The sequence below is a fragment of the Candidatus Auribacterota bacterium genome (assembly GCA_026392035.1).
Lineage (GTDB): Bacteria > Auribacterota > Tritonobacteria > UBA1439 > UBA1439 > JAPLCX01.
Genome location: JAPLCX010000097.1, coordinates 60,979 through 84,592, shown reverse-complemented (window position 1 = coordinate 84,592; position 23,614 = coordinate 60,979). Strand labels below are relative to the sequence as shown.

The 23,614-nt window shown below is 54.8% G+C and carries 20 protein-coding genes; 9 read left to right on the top strand and 11 right to left on the bottom strand.

The window, feature by feature from the left end; all coding sequences use genetic code 11:
• Nucleotides 1-5: 5 nt before the first annotated feature.
• The 7 genes from NTX71_10655 to NTX71_10625 form a co-directional block, all read right to left on the bottom strand.
• The gene (locus NTX71_10655; GenBank protein ID MCX6340356.1) at nt 6-974 is read right to left on the bottom strand and encodes a GDP-mannose 4,6-dehydratase; all 969 of its coding nucleotides are present in this window, start codon (nt 972-974) and stop codon (nt 6-8) included.
• The gene (locus tag NTX71_10650) at nt 975-1,931 is read right to left on the bottom strand and encodes an acetyl-CoA carboxylase carboxyltransferase subunit alpha (GenBank protein MCX6340355.1); all 957 of its coding nucleotides are present in this window, start codon (nt 1,929-1,931) and stop codon (nt 975-977) included.
• Nucleotides 1,932-2,171: 240 nt separating this feature from the next.
• Nucleotides 2,172-3,320 carry a L,D-transpeptidase family protein gene (locus tag NTX71_10645; protein MCX6340354.1) on the bottom strand — a complete coding sequence of 383 codons (1,149 nt, stop codon included), beginning with the start codon at nt 3,318-3,320 and terminating at the stop codon, nt 2,172-2,174.
• Between the two features lie 111 nt (nt 3,321-3,431).
• Nucleotides 3,432-4,178: a CDP-diacylglycerol--serine O-phosphatidyltransferase gene (gene pssA / locus NTX71_10640; GenBank protein ID MCX6340353.1), complete on the bottom strand. Its 747-nt coding sequence runs from the start codon at nt 4,176-4,178 to the stop codon at nt 3,432-3,434.
• The gene (locus NTX71_10635) at nt 4,175-4,804 is read right to left on the bottom strand and encodes a phosphatidylserine decarboxylase family protein (protein MCX6340352.1); all 630 of its coding nucleotides are present in this window, start codon (nt 4,802-4,804) and stop codon (nt 4,175-4,177) included. The genes pssA and NTX71_10635 overlap by 4 nt, the downstream gene beginning before the upstream one ends.
• Nucleotides 4,805-4,895: 91 nt before the next feature.
• Nucleotides 4,896-5,945 (bottom strand): radical SAM protein, encoded by a 1,050-nt coding sequence (locus NTX71_10630; GenBank protein ID MCX6340351.1) that lies wholly within the window; start codon nt 5,943-5,945, stop codon nt 4,896-4,898.
• On the bottom strand, nt 5,945-7,348 hold the full coding sequence (locus NTX71_10625; GenBank protein ID MCX6340350.1) for a radical SAM protein: 1,404 nt from the start codon (nt 7,346-7,348) through the stop codon (nt 5,945-5,947). The genes NTX71_10630 and NTX71_10625 overlap by 1 nt, the downstream gene beginning before the upstream one ends.
• Nucleotides 7,349-7,623: 275 nt before the next feature.
• On the opposite strand from NTX71_10625, the gene NTX71_10620 reads away from it, so the two are divergent.
• Genes NTX71_10620 through NTX71_10590 form a run of 7 tightly spaced genes read left to right on the top strand, consistent with a single transcriptional unit; the run spans nt 7,624 to nt 13,588 of the window.
• Nucleotides 7,624-9,045 (top strand): radical SAM protein, encoded by a 1,422-nt coding sequence (locus tag NTX71_10620; GenBank protein ID MCX6340349.1) that lies wholly within the window; start codon nt 7,624-7,626, stop codon nt 9,043-9,045.
• A 36-nt stretch (nt 9,046-9,081) separates the two neighbouring features.
• On the top strand, nt 9,082-10,209 hold the full coding sequence (locus tag NTX71_10615; protein MCX6340348.1) for an NAD-dependent epimerase/dehydratase family protein: 1,128 nt from the start codon (nt 9,082-9,084) through the stop codon (nt 10,207-10,209).
• Entirely contained in the window at nt 10,206-10,955 is a 750-nt protein-coding gene (locus tag NTX71_10610) for a nucleotidyltransferase family protein (protein ID MCX6340347.1), read from the top strand. The genes NTX71_10615 and NTX71_10610 overlap by 4 nt, the downstream gene beginning before the upstream one ends.
• Nucleotides 10,952-11,521: an SIS domain-containing protein gene (locus tag NTX71_10605; GenBank protein ID MCX6340346.1), complete on the top strand. Its 570-nt coding sequence runs from the start codon at nt 10,952-10,954 to the stop codon at nt 11,519-11,521. Before NTX71_10610 ends, NTX71_10605 begins: the two co-directional genes overlap by 4 nt.
• Nucleotides 11,518-12,126 carry an HAD family hydrolase gene (locus tag NTX71_10600; protein MCX6340345.1) on the top strand — a complete coding sequence of 203 codons (609 nt, stop codon included), beginning with the start codon at nt 11,518-11,520 and terminating at the stop codon, nt 12,124-12,126. The genes NTX71_10605 and NTX71_10600 overlap by 4 nt, the downstream gene beginning before the upstream one ends.
• A gap of 12 nt (nt 12,127-12,138) precedes the next feature.
• The gene (locus NTX71_10595; GenBank protein ID MCX6340344.1) at nt 12,139-12,810 is read left to right on the top strand and encodes a transaldolase; all 672 of its coding nucleotides are present in this window, start codon (nt 12,139-12,141) and stop codon (nt 12,808-12,810) included.
• Nucleotides 12,811-12,814: 4 nt separating this feature from the next.
• A complete protein-coding gene (locus NTX71_10590) occupies nt 12,815-13,588 on the top strand; it encodes a glycosyltransferase family 2 protein (GenBank protein ID MCX6340343.1) in 774 nt (257 codons plus the stop codon).
• 39 nt (nt 13,589-13,627) lie between these two features.
• Here the strand turns inward: NTX71_10590 and NTX71_10585 are convergent, their stop codons facing one another.
• Nucleotides 13,628-15,187 (bottom strand): glycosyltransferase family 39 protein, encoded by a 1,560-nt coding sequence (locus NTX71_10585; protein ID MCX6340342.1) that lies wholly within the window; start codon nt 15,185-15,187, stop codon nt 13,628-13,630.
• A 168-nt stretch (nt 15,188-15,355) separates the two neighbouring features.
• Here NTX71_10585 and NTX71_10580 point away from each other — a divergent pair, with 168 nt between their 5' ends.
• Nucleotides 15,356-17,524, top strand: a complete 2,169-nt coding sequence (locus tag NTX71_10580; protein ID MCX6340341.1) for a glycosyltransferase family 39 protein — start codon at nt 15,356-15,358, stop codon at nt 17,522-17,524.
• Here the strand turns inward: NTX71_10580 and NTX71_10575 are convergent.
• The 3 genes from NTX71_10575 to NTX71_10565 form a co-directional block, all read right to left on the bottom strand.
• Nucleotides 17,432-18,418 carry a galactokinase gene (locus NTX71_10575; protein MCX6340340.1) on the bottom strand — a complete coding sequence of 329 codons (987 nt, stop codon included), beginning with the start codon at nt 18,416-18,418 and terminating at the stop codon, nt 17,432-17,434. The genes NTX71_10580 and NTX71_10575 overlap by 93 nt on opposite strands.
• Before the next feature lie 185 nt (nt 18,419-18,603).
• Nucleotides 18,604-20,760 carry a glycosyltransferase family 39 protein gene (locus tag NTX71_10570; GenBank protein MCX6340339.1) on the bottom strand — a complete coding sequence of 719 codons (2,157 nt, stop codon included), beginning with the start codon at nt 20,758-20,760 and terminating at the stop codon, nt 18,604-18,606.
• Nucleotides 20,761-20,773: 13 nt separating this feature from the next.
• Nucleotides 20,774-22,528 carry a hypothetical protein gene (locus NTX71_10565; protein MCX6340338.1) on the bottom strand — a complete coding sequence of 585 codons (1,755 nt, stop codon included), beginning with the start codon at nt 22,526-22,528 and terminating at the stop codon, nt 20,774-20,776.
• 252 nt (nt 22,529-22,780) lie between these two features.
• On the opposite strand from NTX71_10565, the gene NTX71_10560 reads away from it, so the two are divergent.
• Nucleotides 22,781-23,614 carry a glycosyltransferase family 2 protein gene (locus tag NTX71_10560; protein MCX6340337.1) on the top strand — a complete coding sequence of 278 codons (834 nt, stop codon included), beginning with the start codon at nt 22,781-22,783 and terminating at the stop codon, nt 23,612-23,614.

The following is a 23,614-nucleotide window of genomic DNA, read 5'->3' as shown; positions in this document are numbered from 1 at the left end:
GATCGCTAACATTTGTGCGTCTTCAAATAGTCGGCAATGCGCCGGATCATCTCTTCGAGCCCCACCGCCGGGCTGAATCCGGTGAGCCGCTTGAGCTTCGTGGTGTCAGCCGCCCGCCGACCCATGTCCTCAAAGCCTTCCTCGTACGCCTGCTCGTAGGGCACATAGGTGATCGTTGAGCGGCTTCCCGTCTCCGTGATAATTTTCCGGGCGAGCGCTCCGATGCTGATCTCCTTTTCGCTCCCGATGTTGATCACCTGCCCCTCCGCCTCGGGGAGTTCGCCGAGCGCGAGGAGCGCGTCGATGAGGTCCGAGATATAGAGGAAGCTCCTCGTCTGCTCCCCCGTGCCATAGACGGTGAGATCATCCCCATCGAGCGCCTGGCGGATGAGCCTCGGGAACACCATGCCGTAGCGCCCCGTCTGACGCGGGCCGACGATGTTGAACAGCCGGCAGATGACCACCGGGAGCTTCCCCTCCCTGCAATACGCGAGCGCAAGGAATTCATCGATCGCCTTCGAACAGGCATAGCTCCAGCGCGACTTGACCGTCGGCCCGAGCACGATGTCATCGTCCTCGCGAAAAGGGATGCGGTCGCTCTTGCCATAAACCTCCGACGTGGACGCGAGCACCACCTTTTTGCCCTTTTTGCTCGCCACGTTCAGGCAGATCTCGGTCCCCCGTATGTTCGTGGAGATCGTCCTCACGGGGCTCTCGACAATGAGCCTCACACCCACCGCCGCCGCGAGGTGATAGACGAGATCGCAGCGATCGACGAGCTCAGCCACCAAGGGACAATTCATGATGGTGTCGATCGTGTAGCTGAATCTCTCGTTCGCCCTGAGGTGATCGATGTTCGCCATGCTCCCCGTGGAGAGATCATCAATCACATCGACCTCAGCGCCGCGGCCGAGCAGCGCCTCCGCGAGATGGGAGCCGATAAACCCCGCTCCCCCGGTGATCAGGACTCTCATTCACCCCTCCGCGAAACTGCCCATCGCCCTGTATTTTTCATACCGCGCGCTCACCAGTTCTTCCACCGGGATACGCGTCAGGCGATCCAGGGACTCCGCCAGGGCGCGCTTCACCTCGCCCGCGGCCAGTTCGTAATTCCCGTGCGCGCCGCCGAGCGGCTCGGGGATTATCCTGTCGATCACCCCCAGCTCCAGGAGCTCTTTTGGGGAGATGCGGAGGGTGCTCGCCGCCTCCGCGGCCTTCCCCTGATTTTTCCAGAGAATCGCCGCGCACCCCTCGGGGGAAATGACCGAGTAGTAACAATTCTCGAGCATCATCACCTCGTCCCCCACCGCGATCCCGAGGGCGCCGCCGCTCCCCCCCTCTCCAATGATCACCACCACGATGGGCGTCTGGAGCACGGCCATCGTCCGGAGATTGGAGGCAATCGCCTCTGCCTGCCCCCGCTCCTCCGCCCCTATCCCCGGATACGCGCCCGGTGTATCAATAAACGAGACGACGGGGAACTTGAACTTCTCGGCCATTTTCATGATCCGCTGGGCCTTCCGGTAGCCCTCCGGGTGGGCGCTCCCGAAGTTCCGCATCAGATTCTCCTTCGTGTCCCGCCCCTTCTGATGCCCTATGACCGCCAGGGTGCGCCCGTCCATCCGCGCGAGACCGGCGACGATGGCGAGATCGTTCGCGAAGAGCCGGTCCCCCGCGAGCTCGATGAATCCCTCCATCATCAACCTGATGTAGTCCAACGTGTACGGACGCTGGGGGTGCCTCGCAATCTGGACGCGCTGCCACGGCGTGAGGTTACTATATGTCTCCTTTTGGGCACGGTCCAGTTTCTTCTGGAGGCTCGCGATCTCGGAGGAGACGTCTACCTGCTGCTCCTCGGAGAGCTTCTTGAGCCCCTCGATCTTCGCTTCAAGTTCGAGGATGGGCTTCTCAAAATCAAATCCGCCGTTCATCTTACTGACTCCGTCTACCCGAACCGGCGAATGGGCGAAACGGCGCGCCGGCGAAACAAACGCCACTCATGAAATGAACCCGCGAATGGCTGTATACCGCGATACAAATATCCACGATTATTTCTTTGCGATAATCCATTTGTCGGCATCGTCCAACATTCTAATAATCTGCGCAATACAATTATTCCTTACATCGTCTCTTTTTCGCCGATGCGCCCTCTCGCCGTTTCACCGTCTCGGTCAGTCCACTATCTTTACCTTCGTCCCCATCGGGACAATCTTAAAAAGCTCCTCCACGTCCGCGTTGAGCAGACGAATGCAGCCCGCACTGGCCTGTGTGCCCACCGTCTCCGGCTCCCAGGTTCCATGGATGCCGTAACCGGGCGAATCGATCCCCATCCAGCGCGTGCCGAGGAGATTCTTCGGATCCCCATAGGGAATGACGCCCCCGCCGGGCTTGAACCACTCTGGCTCAACCATCTTGTTTGTGATTTTGAACTCGCCCACCGGCGTCGATCCCTCTTTGCCGGTTCCCACGGCGTACACCTTCACCACGCGTTCACCCGCCTTGAGCGTGAGCGTGTTCGCTGACTTATCCACCAGGAGAGAGAACTTCTCCGTGCATACCTTGAGGCGATCATGTGGTTTTATCGAGTCACCCTTAATCGTTCCTTTGTTCATCTCCTTGAGCAGCTCAACGGTCGTGCCGAACCTCCTGGCAATCGCTTCGAGCGAGTCCCCCTCCCGGACCACGTACTCCTCCGTCCCCGGCGTGAGCATCCGCGAGAAGAGGAGCTTGATGTTGAGCCCCCACACCTTTTCCTGCGCCCTGCTCACCGCGCCGCTGCCGGGGTACTCATCCACCACCTTCTGCGCGGATCGAGCCGCCCCCGCCGCATCACCCTCTCTCTCAAGGAGCTCCGCGCGCAAAAGAAAGCCGTCAGCGCACACCGGTGAATCCGGATACGCCTCAAACAACTTATCGAGGCTCCTCTTCGCATCATCAGCGCGGTTCTCATGGAGCGATATCCGGGCGAGCGCGAAGGTACCATGGGGATGAAACGCCCTGGATGCGGGGTCGGCGACAATCTTCTGCCACGCCTCCTTCGCCTTATCTCTCTGCCCGCTCAACTCAAGGCACAGGCAATAGTAATAAAAGGCCTCGACCCCTTCCGGGCTGCGCGGGTGGGCCCCTGCCACCGCCCGCAGGGCATCGGCAGCCTCGGCATACTTCCTGTCCGCGTAGAGGCGCATGGCCGCCGCGTACATATCGCTCCCGCTCTGCGAATGCCAGGCGGTATAGGCAAGGTATATTCCCGCAGCCAGAAGGGCCGAGAAAAAGAGTATCGCCGCCTTTTTGCCGAATACCATCTCTGCGATTCCCTTCACACCGCTTGAGCCATCGAGCAGTTAGCCGTGCGGTCGGATAGTAAAGCTCTGCGTGACTGGGCGCACGCGCGTCAGGGGTGTTCGACATTATACATAATAACGGAGGTGCAATTAAGGATTTTCGTGGTCCCCCGGGAGGGGTGAGGTGAGGAGAAACGAACGGAGCCACGAGGTGCAGGTCTTGAACCGAAAATGTGCGAGGATGCCGAACATCGTGTACACCGCGAAAAGGATGAAGAAGGATATCTCAGGATACGATACCACGATGCTCGCCGTGATCACAATGCCGACGAGGTTGAGGAATGGCTTTTTCTGTTTGGCATTCGCTCCCTGGAACGCCGGATAGCGGAGGGTGCTCACCATGAGGTACGCGAGAAAGAGCATGATGAAGGGGAGCGCCTTAACGATAAGGGAGATCTCGTAACGCCCCTCGAGCACGATCACCGAGCTGATGAGGCCGGCGGCCGCGGGGGTCGGCAACCCCGTGAAGCTCCTGCGCTCTTCCCGGTACAACTGGGCGTTGTAACGGGCGAGCCTCAGGGCGCAGCAGACGGCATAGAGGAAGGCGATTCCAATCCCGAAACGCCCCATCCCGTTCAAGACCTTCGAGTACCCCATAAACGTGGGGAGGATGCCGAAGCTCAGCATGTCGGCCAGCGAATCATATTCGATGCCGAAACGCGTGGTGGCGCCCCGGACGCGGGCGACCTGGCCGTCAACGAAATCAAAGAGCATGGCCACGAGACACGCCTCAGCCGCGTAGAGATACTGGCCGTGAGTGACGAAGACCATCCCCAGTATCCCGCAGAAGAAGTTTCCGGTGGTGATCAAGCTGGGTATAATTGATACCTTTCTCATTTCATCCTCGCGATAACCGATTCGCCGCCCCTCACCCGCTGCCCCCTGCTGACCAGGATGCATGACTCCAGAGGTAAAAAGACGTCCACGCGCGAGCTGAATTTGATCATGCCGATCGTATCGCCCGCCCTGACGCAATCTCCTACCGAGCATCGGCACACGATGCGCCGTGCGATCATGCCCGCGATCTGCCGGATGGCCATCGTCGCGTCTCTGCACTTGATGCCGATGGTGTTGTTCTCGTTCACCACGGAGGCGATATCCCTCATCGCATTCTTGAACGATCCCCTCCGATAGTGCATGTAGTCCACCGTACCGCTCACAGGGGCATAGTTGATATGCACATCAAAAATGGAGAGAAAAATGCTGATTCTCTGTACCCGGCGCCCGAAATAGCCGTGCTCCAACACCTCATCAATGCGCATTACCTTGCCGTCTGCGGGGGCAATCACATCCGCCTCGCTGCCCTGCGGAACACGTTGAGGTTCGCGGAAGAACCACGCAAGGCATGCTGCTGCCGCGCAGGGAACAAGGGCGTACCATGGATTAAAATAGAGGAGCGCCCCTCCAAACGCCAGCAATGGCAGAATATAGGGGAAGCCCTCTCGCGCTATGGGAATTTTCAAGAATACTCCTTATGCCATGCACATAGCGTATATAATCATGCATTGAGCGTCAACGTTTTTTGTCCAAACCTGTTCAAATCCCTCCGTACGGTCAGCACAGCAGGTTCTCCTGGAGAAAAATCTTAAAATCCCTGATGTTCTTGGTAGAAATCCCGAGTATCGTCGTTTGGTGGAGCATATCGCACCGGCTACACAGCGGCATGTCCGCAAAACTCCCCGATCCGAGTTTCCTTCTTAGAGCCTTCATCGCCTCTCCGTTCCACATCTCCCGTAAGCTCGACTCAGGCACATTCCCCAGCACATAACGTGAATGGAAATCCATGCAGCACGGCATCACCGTGCCATCCCAGAGAATATGCATGCTGAACCATGGGTAAGCGCAGGGGGTGTATTTGAGCTTTCGCAACCATCTCCAATGTTTCATTCCCTTCATGTACCCGTAGCGGGTGCCCGTCAATCCCTCCTCGATTTCCCCCACGTAGCGATGGGGCGTCACGTAGCGATAGCTATTGAGCGGCAACCCCCTGAAGCGGCTTTTGAACTGACGCTCGCTTTCGGGGGTAGCCCTCTCGCGAAACGGCAGCATCTCGATAAACTGGAGGACTGTGTACGGTTTTTCCGCCGCGAGCCTCTTCTTTACTTGAAGGAATTGAAGTATATTCCCGAGTGTCGCATCGAAGCTTGCGCCACGCCGTATATGCTCGTAGGACTCCTTCCCGTATCCGTCAAAAGAAAAGGAAATGAAATCGAGCCCTGCGGCAATCACCTCCTCTGATTTCTCCGGCGACAGCACCGTCGCATTGGTTTCAATCCTTACATTGAGCCCTCTCTGATGGGCGTACCGTATCATCTCCCCGATCTCAGGGTGAAGAAACGCCTCCCCTCTCCCGATGAGGTTGACGTCGATCGCGAATGCTGCTGCCTCGTCAATAATTTTGCGGTAGAGATCAAGCGACATACGCCCTGGGTTCTGTAGCCGTCCCCGCCCGGTAGGGCACATGATGCACCGCAGGTTGCATATGTTCGTCGGCTCAATCCATAGCCTTACCGGCAGCTGCGCGCAGATGATGTTACGCTTCCGGTACTGCGCCGTGGATAAACAGAATTTCCTCAGATAGCCCAAAAGAGATTTTGCCTTCATCAGAGAATTGACCAGGCGGAGGTGACCAGGTTGACCAGTTCCCTCAACGAACGCACGCGCCTCAATGAGCGCACGATGGAGGCAGGCCTCAGGTAGAAAGCCCTGTAGGCGCGCGTGAGCCAGTAATCAAGCTCGTCACCCTGCACCGTGGAATCGTAATAGGCGATCTGGGTGATAATCTCCCTGTTCCCGAGCGTGAATTCCCTCCAGTAATCGACCCCTGTCCTTTCCTTTATTATCTCGTACAAGCGGCTGTTGGGCACCGGGACGAGCTTACTGATCGAAACAAAATCGGTGTCCAGCGCCACTGCCAGCGCGATGTTCTTTTTTATCGTTTCAACAGTTTCCCCGGGGCACCCAAGGAGAAAAAACCCCAGCGTCGTCAACCCGGCCTCTTTTGCCCACCTCACCGCGTCATGCATTGTCTCGATCGGTATGTTCCTTTTTATTCTCCGCGCGACCTCATTGTCAGCTGCCTCGAAACCGTAATTCACCCGGACACACCCTGCAGCCTTCAACATTGTGAGCGTTTCCTTATTCACGCAATCGGGCCGCGTGCGGATGGCGAAATCGAATTTCAGCCCCCGACGGAGGATTTCCTCGCATATGGTGGCCACTCTCCTCCTATCAACGGTGAACGTCTCATCCTGAACGAAGATCTCCCTGAAACCAAACCTCTTCACACACTCTTCCATCTCATCAACCACGTTCATGGGGTCGCGGAGCTGCGAAAAACCGGTCATGTCGCAGTAGAGGCAGCGGAAGGGACATCCCACGCCAGTGAGCATCACGGTGATAGGCCAGTGACGGGTGAGGATAGTTGTGTAATGTTCGTTCGGGAGTAGATGCCGTGCGGGGAAAGGAACATCATCCAATGTCGTGGGATCCTGCCTGGGCTTAGTGAAGACGACATCACCATCCTCTCTATATGCGATACCCTTCACGCGGTCGATGTGCCTGGCGCCATCTTCGATAGCCGCGAGGAGTTCCGGCAACGTCTTCCAGCCCGGCCCTATCACCGCGTAATCAATGCAGCGGTGCGTCATTGTCTCGCGCGGATAGAGCTTGATGTGGAAGCCACCCACAACAACGGGCACTCTCAGAGCTTCCTTAATCGGCTTTATCCACCCGAGGGTATCATGGAAAGACTCCGTGAGAATGTTGAAACCGACTACATCTGGTAGAAACCCCTCCACCTGCCTGATGGTATCGTGAATAGAAAGGCCAAGTGCGTTTGAATCGACTATCGCAACCGCATGCCCCTCTCGTTCGAGCAACGCAGCCAGGTAACAGAGGCTCAGGTTCGGGAACACCTGCCCGCGGTCGCTGTACTGCCGCTGCACCTTCCTGCTGTATTTCAACTTGGGCATCTCGTTCTTCGTATTTACAAAAACTACCCTCATGGAGAGTTCTCCCTAATGCTCCGGCCAGCCATCCAACGGTGATGTTAGGAACCGCCGTCATTCCTGACGACCTGGGGGTTGCACGACCGAGGACAACAGAAGTCGGCTTTAGTAAATAAGTATATCATCTTGCCGTTCAGTTAGTCGAGTTCAAATCCACCTACGCAGTATCGTGCTATTCTGTTGCAGAGGTCTCTATTTGGGGGTAGAATTCAATGTTGTAGGGCGCCCATTCTTAGAGACGAAACCGATCATGCGTAGTACAAGGATAGGTTATGGCAAAGGTATTATTGGTCAATCCGCCGATGTTGACTGAGCAAGGGAATTATCTTGATGGATATCAAGGGGTAAGGCCTAAGTTACCTCCGCTTGGTCTGGCATATATCGCAAGTATGCTGGAGAAACATGGCCATCGCGTTCGCATTATTGAAGGAATGGCCCAGATTATTTCGCCTGAAGAAATAGCACAGATTTCGGAATCTTTTGATATTGTGGGAATCAGCTCAATCACTTTTTTGGCTCTTTTATCACACAATGTAGCCAAGGCGGTGAAAAAGCAAAATAAGAAAGTGCCTGTGGTTATGGGTGGTCCCCATGCGAGTGTTGTGCCTGAAGACGTACTCCGAGATGAAAATATTGATTATCTTGTTATCGGAGAAGGCGAGGCAACATTCTCTGAATTAGTGGAATCGCTTGCAGGAAAAAGGAATGCGGGAACTATCAAAGGCATCGGATATAGAAAAGACAATGGTACGCGTATCAATGAACTGCGGCCCACCGAAGATAATCTGGATGCGATTCCCCTCCCCGCGAGACATCTTCTCCCGATGCATTTATATAGGAGTAGTGAAGTTAGAGCTAAGCGGCATCCGGCGTTACATATGATGAGCAGCCGCGGTTGTCCTTATAATTGCAGTTTCTGTAGCAATAAGATTACGCATCGCTGTAGATTACGCTTGCATTCACCAGAGAGAGTTGTTGAAGAAATGACTGTTTTGGCTAAGGATTTCCGCGCAAAAGAGATACACTTCTGGGACGATTGTTTTGTCTTTGATAAAGAAAGGGTGTACGAGATTTGCCGGCTTATACACAAAAATAGACTAACAATCCCATGGGAATGCGAGGCAACTATACCGCAGGTGGAGCCGGATCTACTTAAAGAAATGCGCCACGCGGGATGTTTTGGTGTTTCTTATGGCATCGAGACGGGATACGCTGGGGGGTTTAAAAGGATTAACAAAAGCTGGCTAAGCTGTGACGAGATCAGAAAGGCAATAGTCTGGACTCGCCAAGCCGGTTTAAGAGCACGAGGATATTTTATGTTTGGTTTTCCTCAAGAGACCCTGCAGGAAATGGAACAGACTATTCGGTTCGCGAAAGAATTAGATTTGGATTTTGCTACTTTTTCACTGCTCGTGCCTTTGCCGGGAACAGAAGATTACGAACGAGCCAAAAAAGAAGGTCAGTTTGATCCTTACTACTGGAGGCATACCATACTATCGGAGATTAGTTTTCCGCGTGAACCGGCTTATGTGCCAAAAGGATTGGATAGAGATCAACTTTTACAGATTCATCGCAGGGCATGTCGGGAATTTTATTTTCGTCCAAAAGTATTGTTAAAAAGACTCCGTGACTTAAGGTCTGCAACCAATCTTCTAGGAAGTCTAAAAGGTGCCATGAAATTGCTTTGGCATTGAAATGATCAGAAATACTTCTTCAACAAGGTGGAACCAATGAGCCTACCACGAGTCCTTGTCACAGGCGGGGCGGGCTTCATCGGCTCCCATACCGTCGATGCACTCATTTCAGCAGGCCACCGCGTGCGGATACTGGATAACCTCCAGCCGCGCGTGCATCCTAGAGGGATGCCACACTACGTATCGCCGGATGTCGAGTTTATCAAGGGAGATGTCCGCGAACGCTGCGACTGGGAGAGTGCCCTCAAGGGGATCGACGTCGTGTACCACCTCGCTGCCTACCAGGACTACATGACCGATTTCGGCACTTTCTTTCATGTGAATGCGGTCGCTCCGGCGCTTCTCCTCGAGCTCATTGTGACAAAAGGCTATCCTGTCAGGAAGATCATCTTCGCCTCCTCGCAAGCGGTGTACGGAGAAGGGAAGTACCGGTGTGACAGTCATGGTGAGTTCTCTCCCCCCCCGCGACCCCTCGCACAACTGGAGAGAGGAGACTGGGAGATGCACTGTCCTGTCTGCAATAGGGTGGCCGCGTGGCAACCCACCGATGAAGCTGCGGTCAGCCCACATACCTCCTACGCAATCTCGAAATACGCTTCCGAACTCACGTTCATCAACCTCGGCAGGCGCTACGGCATCCCCACCGTAGGCCTCCGCTATTCGATCACGCACGGCCCCCGCAACTCCTTTTACAACGCGTACTCAGGCATTTGCAGGATCTTTTCGCAGCGCCTCATGAACGGCGAGGCTCCGGTTATTTTCGAGGACGGCACGCAGAAGAGGGATTACATTGACGTAGAAGACGTTGTGCGTGCAAACCTGCTCGTGCTTGATGAGCCGCGGGCGGAGTGGGAAATCTTCAACGTGGGTGGAGGCAGCGCGGTGAGCGTGATCGATTTCGCCAGTCTCCTCTCTCGCGCGATGGGGAAAACAATTGAGCCTGTGATCCCGGGAGATTTCCGCTTCGGCGACACCCGGCACACGGTGTCCGACATATCCAAACTGAAGCCATTGGGCTGGAAACCGCGCCGCTCGCTTGAAGAGACAGTGGAGCGCTACGTCGAGTGGCTCGCCGGCCAGAATGATGTGATGGGGGGATTTTACCGGGATGCTGATCGAGAGATGAGGTGCAGCAAGATAATCATGAAGGCGCACTCTGCGTGAAAGCACTGCTCCTCGCTGCGGGTTGTGGTATCAGATTCGGCGCCCAAGAAGCCACCGGGATCCCCAAGCCCATGGTGCGTGTGGCGGGGAAACCTCTGATCGAGCGCGCCATCGAGCATGTCAGGGAGCATGGCATAACTCAGTTATATATCAACCTTCACTATCATCCCTCGGCGATACAGAGATACTTCGGTGACGGGCGGCGCTGGGGCGTTGAGATTCATTACTCCTTTGAACCTGAACTCCTTGGAACAGGGGGGGCGGTGAAAAAACTCCGGGGCGAACTCGACGGCACTTTTTTAGTATACTATGCAGACAACCTGTGCTCGTGCGACCTGACGAAGATGGTTTTCTTCCATGGAGAGAAGCGGGCACTCGCGACGATACTCGTCTCCGAGAGATACGATGATCTTGCGGGAGGTGTTGTCGGCTGTGATAAGGAGGGGCGTGTTGTGAGTTTTATGGAGAAGCCGTCAGCCACAACCTCAGGGGAGCGTCTGGAGAATGGCGGCATCTACGTCCTCGAACCAAAAATTATTGACTGCATCCCCGGCGACAGACCGTGCGATTTCGCCCGGGATATCTTCCCCGAGCTCCTGCGGGCTGGAGAGGCGCTCTACTGCTACCGGGCGGAGGGCTACGTGCGGGGGATAGATACCCCCGAGCGGTACCGCAACCTTTTAGAGGAATTGCGCACCGGGGTGCTCACGGTGAGGGAAAAGCGAGAAGAGGCAGCAGAGCAATGAGCGAACAAAATCCTGAACAGTACGCGCAGCAGTATCTGCGTGAGACGAGCCGGATCGCGGGCGATCTCGACCAGACGATGATCGTCCGGATGATCCGGATGATCCGGGAGCTCCGGGAGAGGTCCGGCAGGCTCTTCATCCTCGGTGTCGGCGGAAGCGCCGCGAATGCCTCCCATGCGGTCAACGACTTCCGGAAGATCGCAGGCATCGAAGCATATGCCCCTACTGATAACGTCTCCGAGCTCACGGCATGGACTAACGACGACGGATGGGAGCGTGTATTCGTGAACTGGCTGAAGGGCTCCAGGATTGAGGCCAGCGATGCGCTGCTCATCCTCTCCGTGGGGGGCGGGTCAGAGAAGGCATCGCTCAATCTTGTGCGCGCCATGGAATACGCGAGAAAGGTTGGAACGCCGATCCTTTCCATTGTGAGCCGCGATGGCGGAAAGGCAAAGGAGCTGTCGGATGCAGCTCTCCTGATTCCCGTGATTTCAGACGAGCGGGTCACTCCGCATGCCGAGGGGTGGCAGGCAGTGATATGTCACCTCATCGCCAACTGTATATGAAAAAGCACCGCGCGGTGTTCCTCGACAGGGATGGGGTGCTCAATCGTCTCGTGTACCAAAGGGAAATCGGCATTATTGATTCGCCCTTCTCTGGCCGACAATTCAAACTGCTGCCCGGAGTGGGAAAAGCGGTAAGAAGGCTCAACCGCGCCGGGCTCAAGGTAGTGGTGGTATCAAATCAACCAGGGATTGCTAAGGGTAACTTCACCACAGCGGCGCACAGGGAAATGACAGCGAAGATGGCGAGAGGGCTCCGACGCTCCGGCGCTCGCCTCGACGGGATCTACTACTGCCTCCACCATCCACGGGCGGCGCTCCGCCGCTACAGGATTCGCTGCCAATGCCGCAAACCGAGACCGGGGCTCTTGGGGAGAGCGGCGAGGGAACTGAATATCGAACTCCGTCGTTCGTTCATGGTGGGAGACAATCTCACCGATATCGAGGCGGGAAAGGCGGTCGGCTGCACAACGGTATTTATCGGAAACTGGAAGTGCGACGTGTGCAGGTTCATGAAAGCGAAGAAGCGCACGCCGGATCATATAGTTCCCGATCTTCCCGCTGCGTCAAGGCTCATCACAAAGATCCTCGCAGGAACCGCGGGGTGAATGGAGGAGGCTATGGCCATTTTTATCGATTCGTCCAACATCGCGGAGATTGAGGAGATAGTCCGTTGGGGGATTATCAGTGGCGCAACCACGAACCCAAAGATCTTCAGCCAGGATGGTATCCGCGGCGAGATCAAGACAGTGATCACGCGGATCGTGAAGCTGGTGAAGGGCCCGGTGAGTGTCGAACTCACGGAGGAGGGTTATGACGCGATGGTGGCGCAGGCCAAGAAATTCGCGTCGTGGGACAAAGAACACATCGTCATCAAGGTGCCTATCGGCGAGGATGCGCTGAGCGTTGTGCATGAGCTGGAGCATCAATCGGGAATTAAAACGAATGTCACCTGCATGATGTCGTTCAACCAGGCCTACCTCGCCGCGCTGGCCGGCGCGACGTACGTGAGCATCTTCTTCGGGCGGATCAAGGACATGGGCTACGACCCCCAAGAAGTCATCGCATCAACGCGTGAGATGATCGATGACGAGAACCTCAAGGCGAAAATCATCACAGGGAGCATCCGCCACCTCATGGATGTGAACGAGGCGCTTCTCGCGGGATCGCACATCGTCACGGTCACACCCCCGATTCTCAAGAAGATGCTCTGGAATCCATCGTCCGCAATGACGGTAGCCGAATTCAACACAATCTGGCGGGATATGAAAAAGAAGGGGCAGATCCGCTGATCCGATGTGCGCCGACAATTCCATTTTTAACAAACAGGGTAACAGGATCATCTGCATTCTGCCTGCCTTCAACGAGGAAGGAAAAATCGGAGAGGCGGCGCGCGGATTCCTTTCAGTGGAGGAGATCGACGAAGTTGTGGTCGTGAACGACGGCTCGACCGACGGCACCCTCGCAGAGATAGAGGGCACCGGCGCGACCATCATCAATAAGGAGCGCCCACCGGGCGTGGGCACCAGGGTGAGGACGGGCGCAGCCTACAGGACCGGGATCGAATATGCTATCAAAAACGGTTTCGATATTATCGTCACGGCTTCAGGAAACAACAAAGACCACCCTGATGAGACACACCGCCTGCTGCGTCCGATCATCGAGAAAGATTATGACTACGTGCAGGGATCGCGCTACCTACCCGGCGGCGATCCGGGGAAACTCCCCCTCCACCGGGTCATCTGCACAAGGCTGTACCCCTACCTCATCCGCCTCATGCTCGGCTTCCCGGCCACGGAGGGGACCAACGGATTCAGGGCGTTCAAAACATCCCTCTTCAACAACACGAGGATCAATCTCCGGCAGGACTGGCTCGATGGCGTGGAACTCGAGTATTACCTCTACGTTCAGGTCATCAGGCTCGGCTACAGGATGACCGAGGTTCCCGTCTCGAAGACGTACCAAACGGTCAGGATGAAGGATTACCGCTCCTACACCAAGGCGAAGCCCTGGCAGCTCTTCAACAACCTGAAGCCGATCTTTTATCTCACCCTGGGGATAAAGGAATAGCCTGCGCCCCCTGTTCACGGCTACCGATCATCAATTCTTTCACGAACTCGGTATTACCGTATACACGCGAATCTCGTCGTAATAAAAACCATTCAGGGGCAGCGTGGTCTCATGTCCGAACCTGCTGTCCATCTGCTGCAGCATCTGTTTGGAAAGCGCCTTTGGGAACCACTCTTGTCCAGGGTTAAAAAGAAAGATCCTGGAGATCGCCGCATGCTGAACCGCCTCAGCTATAGAATGTGCTTCTTCACCAAGTTTGCCCGCATTCATCCATAGCCTATCTCGATCTATCCAGCAGGGGTGCTCCGCCACCTGAAGAGGGAATACAAAGCTATCCTTGATCGTTATGCCGTAGTGCTTCAGATAATATTCTGTCCCCAGCTTTCCCTGACCGATGAATACCAGAACATCGTCCGGCTTCATGATGCTCGCCAGTCGGCTAGCGTTTTCCTTGTCGTGGTATGTATGAGGGGCCGGGTCTCTCAGCAGAAATGCCATAGCGTTGATAAGATAATAGCTGGCAACCAGGAGAGTGAGCGACCTGGTGTTTACCCTTGAGAATACCCATGAAAAGAACAAGATGATCATGGGAAGTCCGATAATGTCATACCTGTGCGGGGCATAAATCGGTTTGGCCATCGAAATGACAATCGGCACCCACACCGATGCAATGTAGGCCACAATGAGTGCGTATACCCTCTTCCGCTCTTCAAGCGGTGATCGCATGCCCCGAACAATAGTCGTGAATGCAATGCAGAACAGCGGTAGCGCCAATAAAAATGAAATTCCGTGATGCTTAATCAATGGGATATCCCGCTGCGCGAACATGCCGGAATCCTCGATGAACGCCTCATAGAGGAATCTTCCGAGCACCCGAAGATCGCTGACCACCGGCAACCAGCTATTGGCCCCGTTACCGAGCTGGGACAGGAGGAATGGGATCCAAGGCGCAAAAACGATGCCCACGAGACAAAGGCTCCCGCATGAAAGCAACAGTCTTTTCCTGAAAAAGATGGCACTCAGGAGAAGCTGCGAAATAATCACAAAGGCAAAATAGTAGTGGGTGTATATTCCCAGCACGCAGACCAGGAGATACGGCCAGAATGCCCTCCTCAGCTTAAGCATCCTGAAATAGAACAGGAATGAGAGGACGGTGAGAAGCTCCAGGAGGCTGTTGTGGCGGATATTCGTCGCCTCTTCAATGCTTACCGTGTTGACACTTGAGAGAAATACCGCCCAGAGCCCCGCACGCGTCCCGAAAAGGTCGCGCGAGAGGAAAAAGAGGAGGAGCGGGGTCAGGGAAGAAAAGATGAGCGGCAACATCGCACAGACAACATCCCGGTCTCCCCACAGGCGTATCCAGCAGTGGAGGATTATCTGAAAGAGAGGAGGGCCGTTTTCCTGGGTCCGCATAAAATGGATGAGCCCCGGCAGCCCCTGAGAAGCCCCCAATATCGAGTTTGCCTCATCCAGCCAGACAAAGGACGCCGGCAAAGTTAGCATCCTGAGCAATACCCCCAGGGCAAGGATACCGGCGAGGAGCAAGGAAACCCTTGCTCGATTGTCCACTCCATTGTCGCAGAGCGGGGTATTCGTCATAACCGAACCTCTCCATCCGTAGCGGCACAGATTATTGATACGATTGTCTGCAATTCCTAAATGCCAGTCAATCACTATCTCGACAACTCCCCTCCATACTGGCTGCTCTTCCCCTTACACCGCCTTGTGTTATAATGATTGCTTGAATAGCAATGCGGTTCTCATACAATGACCTCACGGACCGAGAAACTTCTACTGCTCCTACTTTTCGTCGCAGCCTTCACCATACGCTTTTACTACCATCGCGACACGCTTGCCCTTTCCCCCCAGCAGCCCGACGGCTTTTACTACCACCGCCTCGCGGAGAACGTCCTCAGGGGGCGCGGCTACTCCATACTCTGGCCCACCGGCCACCGGTATGATCTCTTCAGGCCTCCGGGCTATCCGCTCTTTCTCGCCGGCATTTACTCGATTCTCGGTTTCAACTATGGCGCCGTCAACCTCGTTCAGATAGCCCTCTCCTCAGCTACGGTGATACTGCTCTTCTTCCTCACTTTTCGCATCTTCTGCAGAAGGGCGGCGTGGGGCGCTGCATGCATCGCCGCCTTCTACTGGAGATCGGTACTCTGGTCGGGAACATATCGCGCGGAGACCATCTTCATCTTTTTCCTGATGCTCTCCCTCTATTTTCTCGTCGCGGATTCTCGCAGAGGGAGCTTCGCGCCCACGGCCGTGAGCGCCCTCTTCCTCGGCATCTCCTACCTCATCAGGCCGAATATCATCGGCGCGGCGCCGTGGCTCGTACTCTGGCTCTGGACCAACCGCGCTCAATCCCTCGTGAAGCGTACCGCCGCGGCCACGCTCTTCACCTGCGCCTTCATCATAACTATTACCCCATGGCCCTGCTACAACCTTTTCGCACGGCATATCAGACCGAACGACTCGCTCACCACGACGATGGGGGCCGTCAACATGTGGATGGCGCATACCCCCTCGATGGGAGACGAGGTGGACAACCGGGGATTTGAGAAGGTAAACCTCCTCCGCTACAATAACTACTCCCTCAGCGAAAGCGAATGGATCGACCTTCTGAAAAGGCAAACGAAACAATTCATTACGGAAACACCGTTGCATAATCTCAAAATGGCACTCCTGAGATTCAAGAAACACTGGCTCGCGGCAGGCGTCATGGACGGTGAGGGAACGATCTATCCCGATAGCGGCAGGAACCGCTACGGCATCCTCTACTTCTATGAGAGATTCTGGAAGCCGGAGACATACATGAGGGATAATGTCTGGGTCACTATGGAATTCAAGAAGAGGCTCATGGCGCGGGGCATATGGATCCCCCTCCTTACCTTCGAGGGCGTATTCGATATCTTTGCCTTTGGATTCATCGCCTCCCTCATACTCGCGCGAGGCCGCCTCCTCCGGCTCCTCGCAACCCTTTGGCGAAAGAGCTCCCTGCTCATCATTTTCACCGCAGGTTATTCTCTCTTCAGCCTGCTCGGCCACTCCCATCATCGCCTGCGGTTCCCGCTCGAGTGGATTCTGATCATCTACGCCGGCTGGGGGATTGGAAGTATCATCGATCTCATCTCCCCTCTCAGAGACAGGGATGAAGAGAGACAGGTGCCTCCCCCATCCCATTGCCCGCTGATCCTCATGGTTACCCTGATAGTCGCTCTGTCGTTCCTTATCACGATACGCCATGCCATCGGGAAATACAGTGAACAGATACGGGTAATCTGCCAGGCTCCGTCTCAGGAGAAGGGAGCGCAGGCGTTCTTTGCCGCGAGCGCTCCAAACGAATACAGGAGACAGAGAGGGGATATTCGCTTCCACGATGTATGGCAGTATCAGATGGCGCATCTGGGAGATATCGGAGGCTATCGCGGCACAATCGTCTGCTGGACGGGAGAGGCAACCTATATCCGGGAGCTGCCTCTCGAAGAGCTCCAGGATGAGCCGCCTCCCTACAGGGAAGCCTGGAAGCTCGCGGGCCCTCGCGACACGCACCCTCTCTTTATCAGATTTGTGGTCGGATCCTACGACCACCCATCAAAGTTGGGTGAGGGGGAGGTGCTTATCATCTGCGACAGGCAATCAGCACAGGGGTTACAGGATGGAGACAGGGTGAGTGTTCTGGCCGAGATATCAGGAGCGGATGAGTCCGGCATGGGATACATCATCGCATTCGGCCGCTCGATCTACCGTTGGAAGACCCCGGCAGCTCACTGGCAAACTGCCGCACTATCTCCCCCCCACCCACCGCGGCCGGAATTGCAGTGCGTGCGAGGGCCCTCAAAAATTCACCAGAACCTTGGTCCCCTCCATGTCAAACGCATAGGGAATCTCGCGCAGGCCTGCTCCCTGGAGCGCCTTCCTCAGTTTTGAGCGGTTGTGGTCACAGTAGAACATGAAGAATCCGCCTCCGCCCGCCCCCATGATCTTTCCCCCGACTGCTCCGTTCTTTTTTGCAGTCTCATACCAGCGATCGATCTTCTTATTGCTCACCCTGCCGGAGAGTCTCTTCTTTGTTTCCCAATGGACGTCAAGGAGCTCTCCGAACAACCGCAGATTCTCAGCTTCCAGCGCTTCGAGGCTTTTCAATCCCAGGTCACGTATGTGGTGAAGATTGGCAATCACCTTTTTCTCCTCCCTCTTCGTCGCGCTATTCTGCTCCCCAAGTATGTCCAGCTCTTCACGCCTTATTCCCGTATAAAAAATAAGCACATTATGCTCCAGCTCCCTGATTGCCTCGTGCGAAATTCTTACGGGGCTCACGGTAACCTTGCCGGTTCTGTCAATCTCCAGCACGGTTATCCCGCCGAATGATGCGATATATTGATCCTGCTTGCCAATCGGTTTCTTCAAGACATCTATCTCAATGTGGCACGCCTCCTCGGCAAGCTCATGGCGCGGGATCTGTTCCCCCTTCAACGTGTGGAGCGCGTTGAGAAGGCCTATGAGAAACACGCTTGATGATCCGAGCCCCGTCCCCGCCGGAGCGTCGGCCATTGACGTAATCTCTATGGCCTTTTCGATTCCAACCCGCTTCAGTGCTTCTCTCACGAGTGGATGAACTACCGTGGAGATCCTATCCACAATCTCCACGCGGGAGTATTTTATCATCAGGAGATCATCGCACACGCGCCGATTCACCGTGATAAACATATACTTGTCAATGGCGGCACTCACCATCTTGCATCCGAAGCGGGAATAATATGACGGGAGGTCAGTGCCTCCCCCGCCGAGTGTGATTCTCATCGGTGTTCTTGTCACGATCATAGAGTGTGCCTCTCTCCCGGCGTATTTAGTTAGCTTCGCAACTTTTTGTTTGCACCTGATTTCTCTGCTTAACCTGATATTCTGTAGCGCACCCTTTAGGGTGCGCGTATAAATCAGGTCAATCAAGTGCTAATGTCAAACTTTATTGAAATTCCGAGGCAGCGATTTTCTTGAGCCCTGCCGCACTACAGTTTATCAAACCTTATTGCAGCAAGAAGAGGGAAACTGTCTCTTCCCTCAAGCCGTACTCTGTGCTGGCCGCTCGAAACCACTCCCCCCCAGACTCGCTTCCATAACATATGGCCGCTGCCGGGCCCCCCCGCAGACTCCAACGTCACATCAGCCGAGATCCCATCCAGCGATACCGAAACAACTCCCCCCTTCTCCCATGCGTAGTTTATCCAGAGGACATAGCCGCCGCTCCCGAACTCCAATTCATACTCACAGAAGTAAGGATCGCCGGGATACCTGATGTCGGAATCCACAAGCGGGAACCGAAGCCAGAACGGGAAAAAGGTATCATACTCGGGTATCAGAGGTGAGTGGCGAGGCACAGCGCCCGCGCCAATGACAGGCGGCGTCGTAATGAGGTTGCTGAGGGCGTACGCGCTCGCCGGTATCTCCCCACCCGGAGTAACCCTGATCGGCCCCTTTTCACAGAGGAAAATACCGCACCTGTCCGGCAACATGGTATTATGCGCCAGAACAGGGTACCGCGCATATGATTCAAATATCCCGAGTAACTCCTCCCGACTACCAAAGGCGCGCGTGATAAATTCGGTCCACCGTGCATCAGAGAAAAAGCCGCGCAACTCGTTCCAATCCGCGGAACTTCCGTTGCGCCTGTCCATCACAATGAGATACCTGAAAGAGCGCGCGCGCTCCAGAAAGGCCTCAGGATTGTAACGGCTCCGATAGATGATCCCCCCGGATTCTTTCAATCGAAGGTAATACTCGAGGATTGCCGGATTGTACTCCAACCACCGTTCCGAACCGGTCGTTTCCACAAAACCAAGCCTGCTGTACTTCTCCCATTCTCCACGCATCTGCATCCTGTCAGCAAATGCATTGATGATCTCCCTGTAGTTGTTGGGAAATGGCGGCTGGAACAGCGTGCTGTACTCATCTGGTTCGCACGGTTTGTGGTACGGATTCTCCATCGTCCAAAATCTGTAGCCGGCGGGGGAAAACGAGACGCAAAAGTACTGGGTCAGGCCAAAAATACAACAGCACGCCACCGCGAGTCGCCTCAGTGCGGCACGCTGCAGGGACATTATTCCAATTGCTGAGATAAGGGCAATGGCGGGGAGGCATGGGAGAAAATCGGTATCCCTCTTGATATTGGATGCAGTCCAGATCGCATACGCGCTCAGGATCCAGAGCAGCAAAATATTTTTATTTCGAGCCTTACCGCAGAAGAATGGAGCCAGGGAAATAATGAAGACCATGAAGAAGAACGGGCTGACGCTTATCGCGCAGTGGACGGCGTGAAAGAGTAGCCACCGGACCGTAAACGGTTGCTGGCGCTGATACTCATACGCCCATGAGAACGGGTAATCAGTCACCGTGATAAAGTATGCCCTCCAGAGAGGGCGCACGATTCCCCACCACCAGATTGCCGACACGCCCGACGCAACCAGGAAACACAGAATAAAATTCCACATACGTATCTTCCCCGTTCCCCCGCCTGACCGGATCCCCTTGAGCAAGGAATACACGATGGGCACCGCCATGTAGATCACGATCTGGCCTTTTGTCAACAGGCCAAGTCCCATGGTCAAACCCAGCAGCAGCGAGCCCCGCCGCTCTCGAAAATAGCCGGTGCGGAGCAGCATACAGATATTGAGCGCGGTCATCGCGGTGAGCGGGAAATCAAGGCCAAATTTCCTGGACTGCCCGAATATCGCCGGATAGAGGCTGACGAGCAGCGCGGCCAGTATGCCGGTCGGGGGGGAGGCGCAGCGCATGCCGATGAGGTAGGTGGATATAAGGAGTATGCCGAAAAAAACAAGGTTGCAGTGGATTATCACTAACGTTCTCAGCCCCACCACACAGCACACCAATGAGGCAGTGATGTGAACCAGTTTGGGCCAGATGTAGGTATGGTGGAATGAGAGGGCATCCTCGTGGAACAAAGAAAGGATATTTTTCCCTATCTTCACGGGAGAGCAGCTTCTCTCGATGGGATCGTGTATCCGATAGTAAAATTTCTCGACAAGCAGCAAGTGCCCTGCGACATCCCTGCCGTACAATGATGCTCCACAGTGGAACCAGACCGTGTTCGAAATCATGTAGAGGAGAAGCAGGAGGAGACCCACTCCTGCCACATGTGATTTCCGCATAAGATTTCCCTCGCTACAGAACGGGATACGGGATGCTCATGCCGGCCTCAAACGCGGAGCTGAACCGGGGAGGAACATGTCCCCCGCACTCCATCTGTTTCTCTCTATTGTCCTGGTAGCAACTCCGCACCACGCTCCCCACCCCTTCATAGTAATACGTGAGATATTTCTCATCTATCGCATTCAGCATCGCGTGCCACTTATTGATGCCATCCCGGGTCGAAAAGTCAAATGGGAGCAGTTGCCCGAGGGCGCGATAAAAATAAGGACGCCATCTCTCATCTACCGATCCAAGCCGGCTCACAAAGGACCGGAGATCACCCTCACCCTTTTCCTTGAGACAATCTTTGGTAAACATGAACGCAAAACCACCTATGCACGCATCACGATTACCATACTCGGCTATTTTATCGGAGGCGAGCGCAAGGGCGCTATTCGGCGCCGTACTCATCTGCTCATACAGTCGCAGGCCGAGCATCTCGTAGTCGTATCCCTTTAGCCGAAATCCCCTTCCGTAGTCCTTTCCATTGAGTGAAACAGCAATTTCTGCGACTCCGAGAATCATGGCTAAGGTGACAATCCCCACGGCAATTCTCGATCCCCTCACCCATATTTCATCCATTGTAAGCACTACCACAATAAAGAGGAATGGGTAGAGCGAGACGAGGTATCGATACGCGTCTATTGCGCTAGGGCTCTTTGAGATATGGTACTTGCTCGCCCCGTACGCGAGCGAGAACGCCACGATGTACAGAGGGAACGCAATGCCCTTCACCACTTCGAACGTCAGCGGATGGGAGCGCGCCGGAAAAACCATGGCACGCAGAAAAGAGACTATACGCCCCCGCTGGAAACAAAGATAGAGGACGATAGAAAATATCACGAGGATGTAGAAATACATGTTGATCAGTCTCGCAGAAATGAGAACGCTTTTTGACGAAACCGAGTCGAGAAGGCCGCGCCCCCACAGTTCAGTGATCAATGAGATGAACGGGGACGTCCTGCCTTGATAGGGTTGTGTCAGGAGGTATTTCAATCCGGCATAACCAGTCGCTCGATAATCAATGATCGCAGGGATGGCGCCGACCCAGAACCCAGCGAATGAATATACGAATCGCTTCCTGAAATAAAACAGCTTATCGCGCGCAAAGCTGATGATGACAATGCAGACAATGGCGATGAGCACCACAGGGCAGAACCATACCCCGAAACTGGAGAGGAGACCGATAAGAAACGCACGCGCGTTTCCCATCCCTTCACGCTTTTCCCCCGGAGAACGATCGTTCTCATAGCGCAGGAGGGAAAAGAATAGATACCAGATAACGAACGTGATGAGAATGGCCTGCGAATTTGCGCCCTCAACCTTGAGGTTGAGCAGCGCAAAAATCCGCGGTGGGAAAACAAACATGATCCCGCCCCATGTGGCCACCCTCTGAGAGTAGAAATGTTTCAGCAATAGATAGAATATAATCAATGTGGCAGTGGAGAAGAGCAGGGCAACCAGCTTGAGCGTGAAGTAGGTTTCGCCGAAGAGATAGAAAAGGGGGATGGCGATGAAACTCACGATAAGAGAGCCGCTCTGGTACTCGATATAGCGCAATTGCAGCAACGGCAAGAACGGCCCGCGCACGATCTCTCTGGCCAGCGTCCCGTTATAGAGTTCCTCGACCTGGGTCAGATCCGAAAAGTCGAAGAGCAATAGTAACAAGCGGGTCAAGATAAAGAAGAATACAAGGATTACGAGTGCTCTATCACAAAAATAGCGCATGCATTTCACTCTTTTCATTAGCGCAAAGAAGAGATAGAAGCCCTACTCATCCTCAAGAACTGCCCTATCTCACCCAGCGATAAGGAGTTAGGATGAGCGGACCCATCATTATTATTATCCTCCCCGCCCTTATGTGCTTAATTCTATGTTCTGGATATTGTTTTGTCTATAATGATTCTTCTCCAGTGCCGCATTGTCTTAGCGAATCGATTGCGGTAATGCTATAATGGAGTGGAATGTACGGAGGTTTTCTTGATCAGTATTATTGTACCGGTATACAACGAACGTGACACACTCCAGGCGACCATCAATGGCCTTACTCACGCCCTCAACGGCCAAAAATATGAAATCATCGTGGTGGATGATGCGAGCAATGATGGTTCAATTGAACTCCTCCGCTCAATGAGCGGCATCACCCTGATCTGCCATGAGGCCAACTGTGGTTACGGCAGCTCTGTCAAAGACGGTATCAAAGCTGCCTCCGGCGAGCAGATTGCCCTCATTGACGCTGATGCGACATACCCTCCTGAACAGATCAACTTGCTCCTCGGGAAACTCGCTGGGTGTGAAATGGTCGTCGGGGCCCGGAGCCCGCTCCCGCCGCTGAACCGGCTCGCCAAGACGATACTCCGCGAGATAGTCTGGCTGCTCACGAGGACTCGCGTGCCGGACCTCAATTCGGGACTGAGGGTTTTTCGCAAGGAGACGGCGCTGCGCTACCTCCATCTCCTCCCTGATGGTTTTTCTCTCACCACAACGCTCACGGTTGCGTACCTGGTCAATCGCCATAAGATCGAGTACGTTCCCATCTGTTACCGGAGCAGGGGCAGGAAGAGCAAAATCCGCCCCATCCGCGATTTCTTAAACTTCCTCCTTCTTATCGTGCGGCTTGCCACATATTTCAAGCCGCTCGAGATTTTCCTCCCCGTGAGCGCGATCCTGCTCATCTCCGGACTTGCGGTGGGGCTCTACAGCCTCTTCGCGTTCCACAGGGTAATGGATGTGACCACGATCATCCTGATACTCTTCTCCCTCCAGATAGCCCTGCTCGGGTTGCTCGCCGACATCATCATCAAGAGAAGGTAG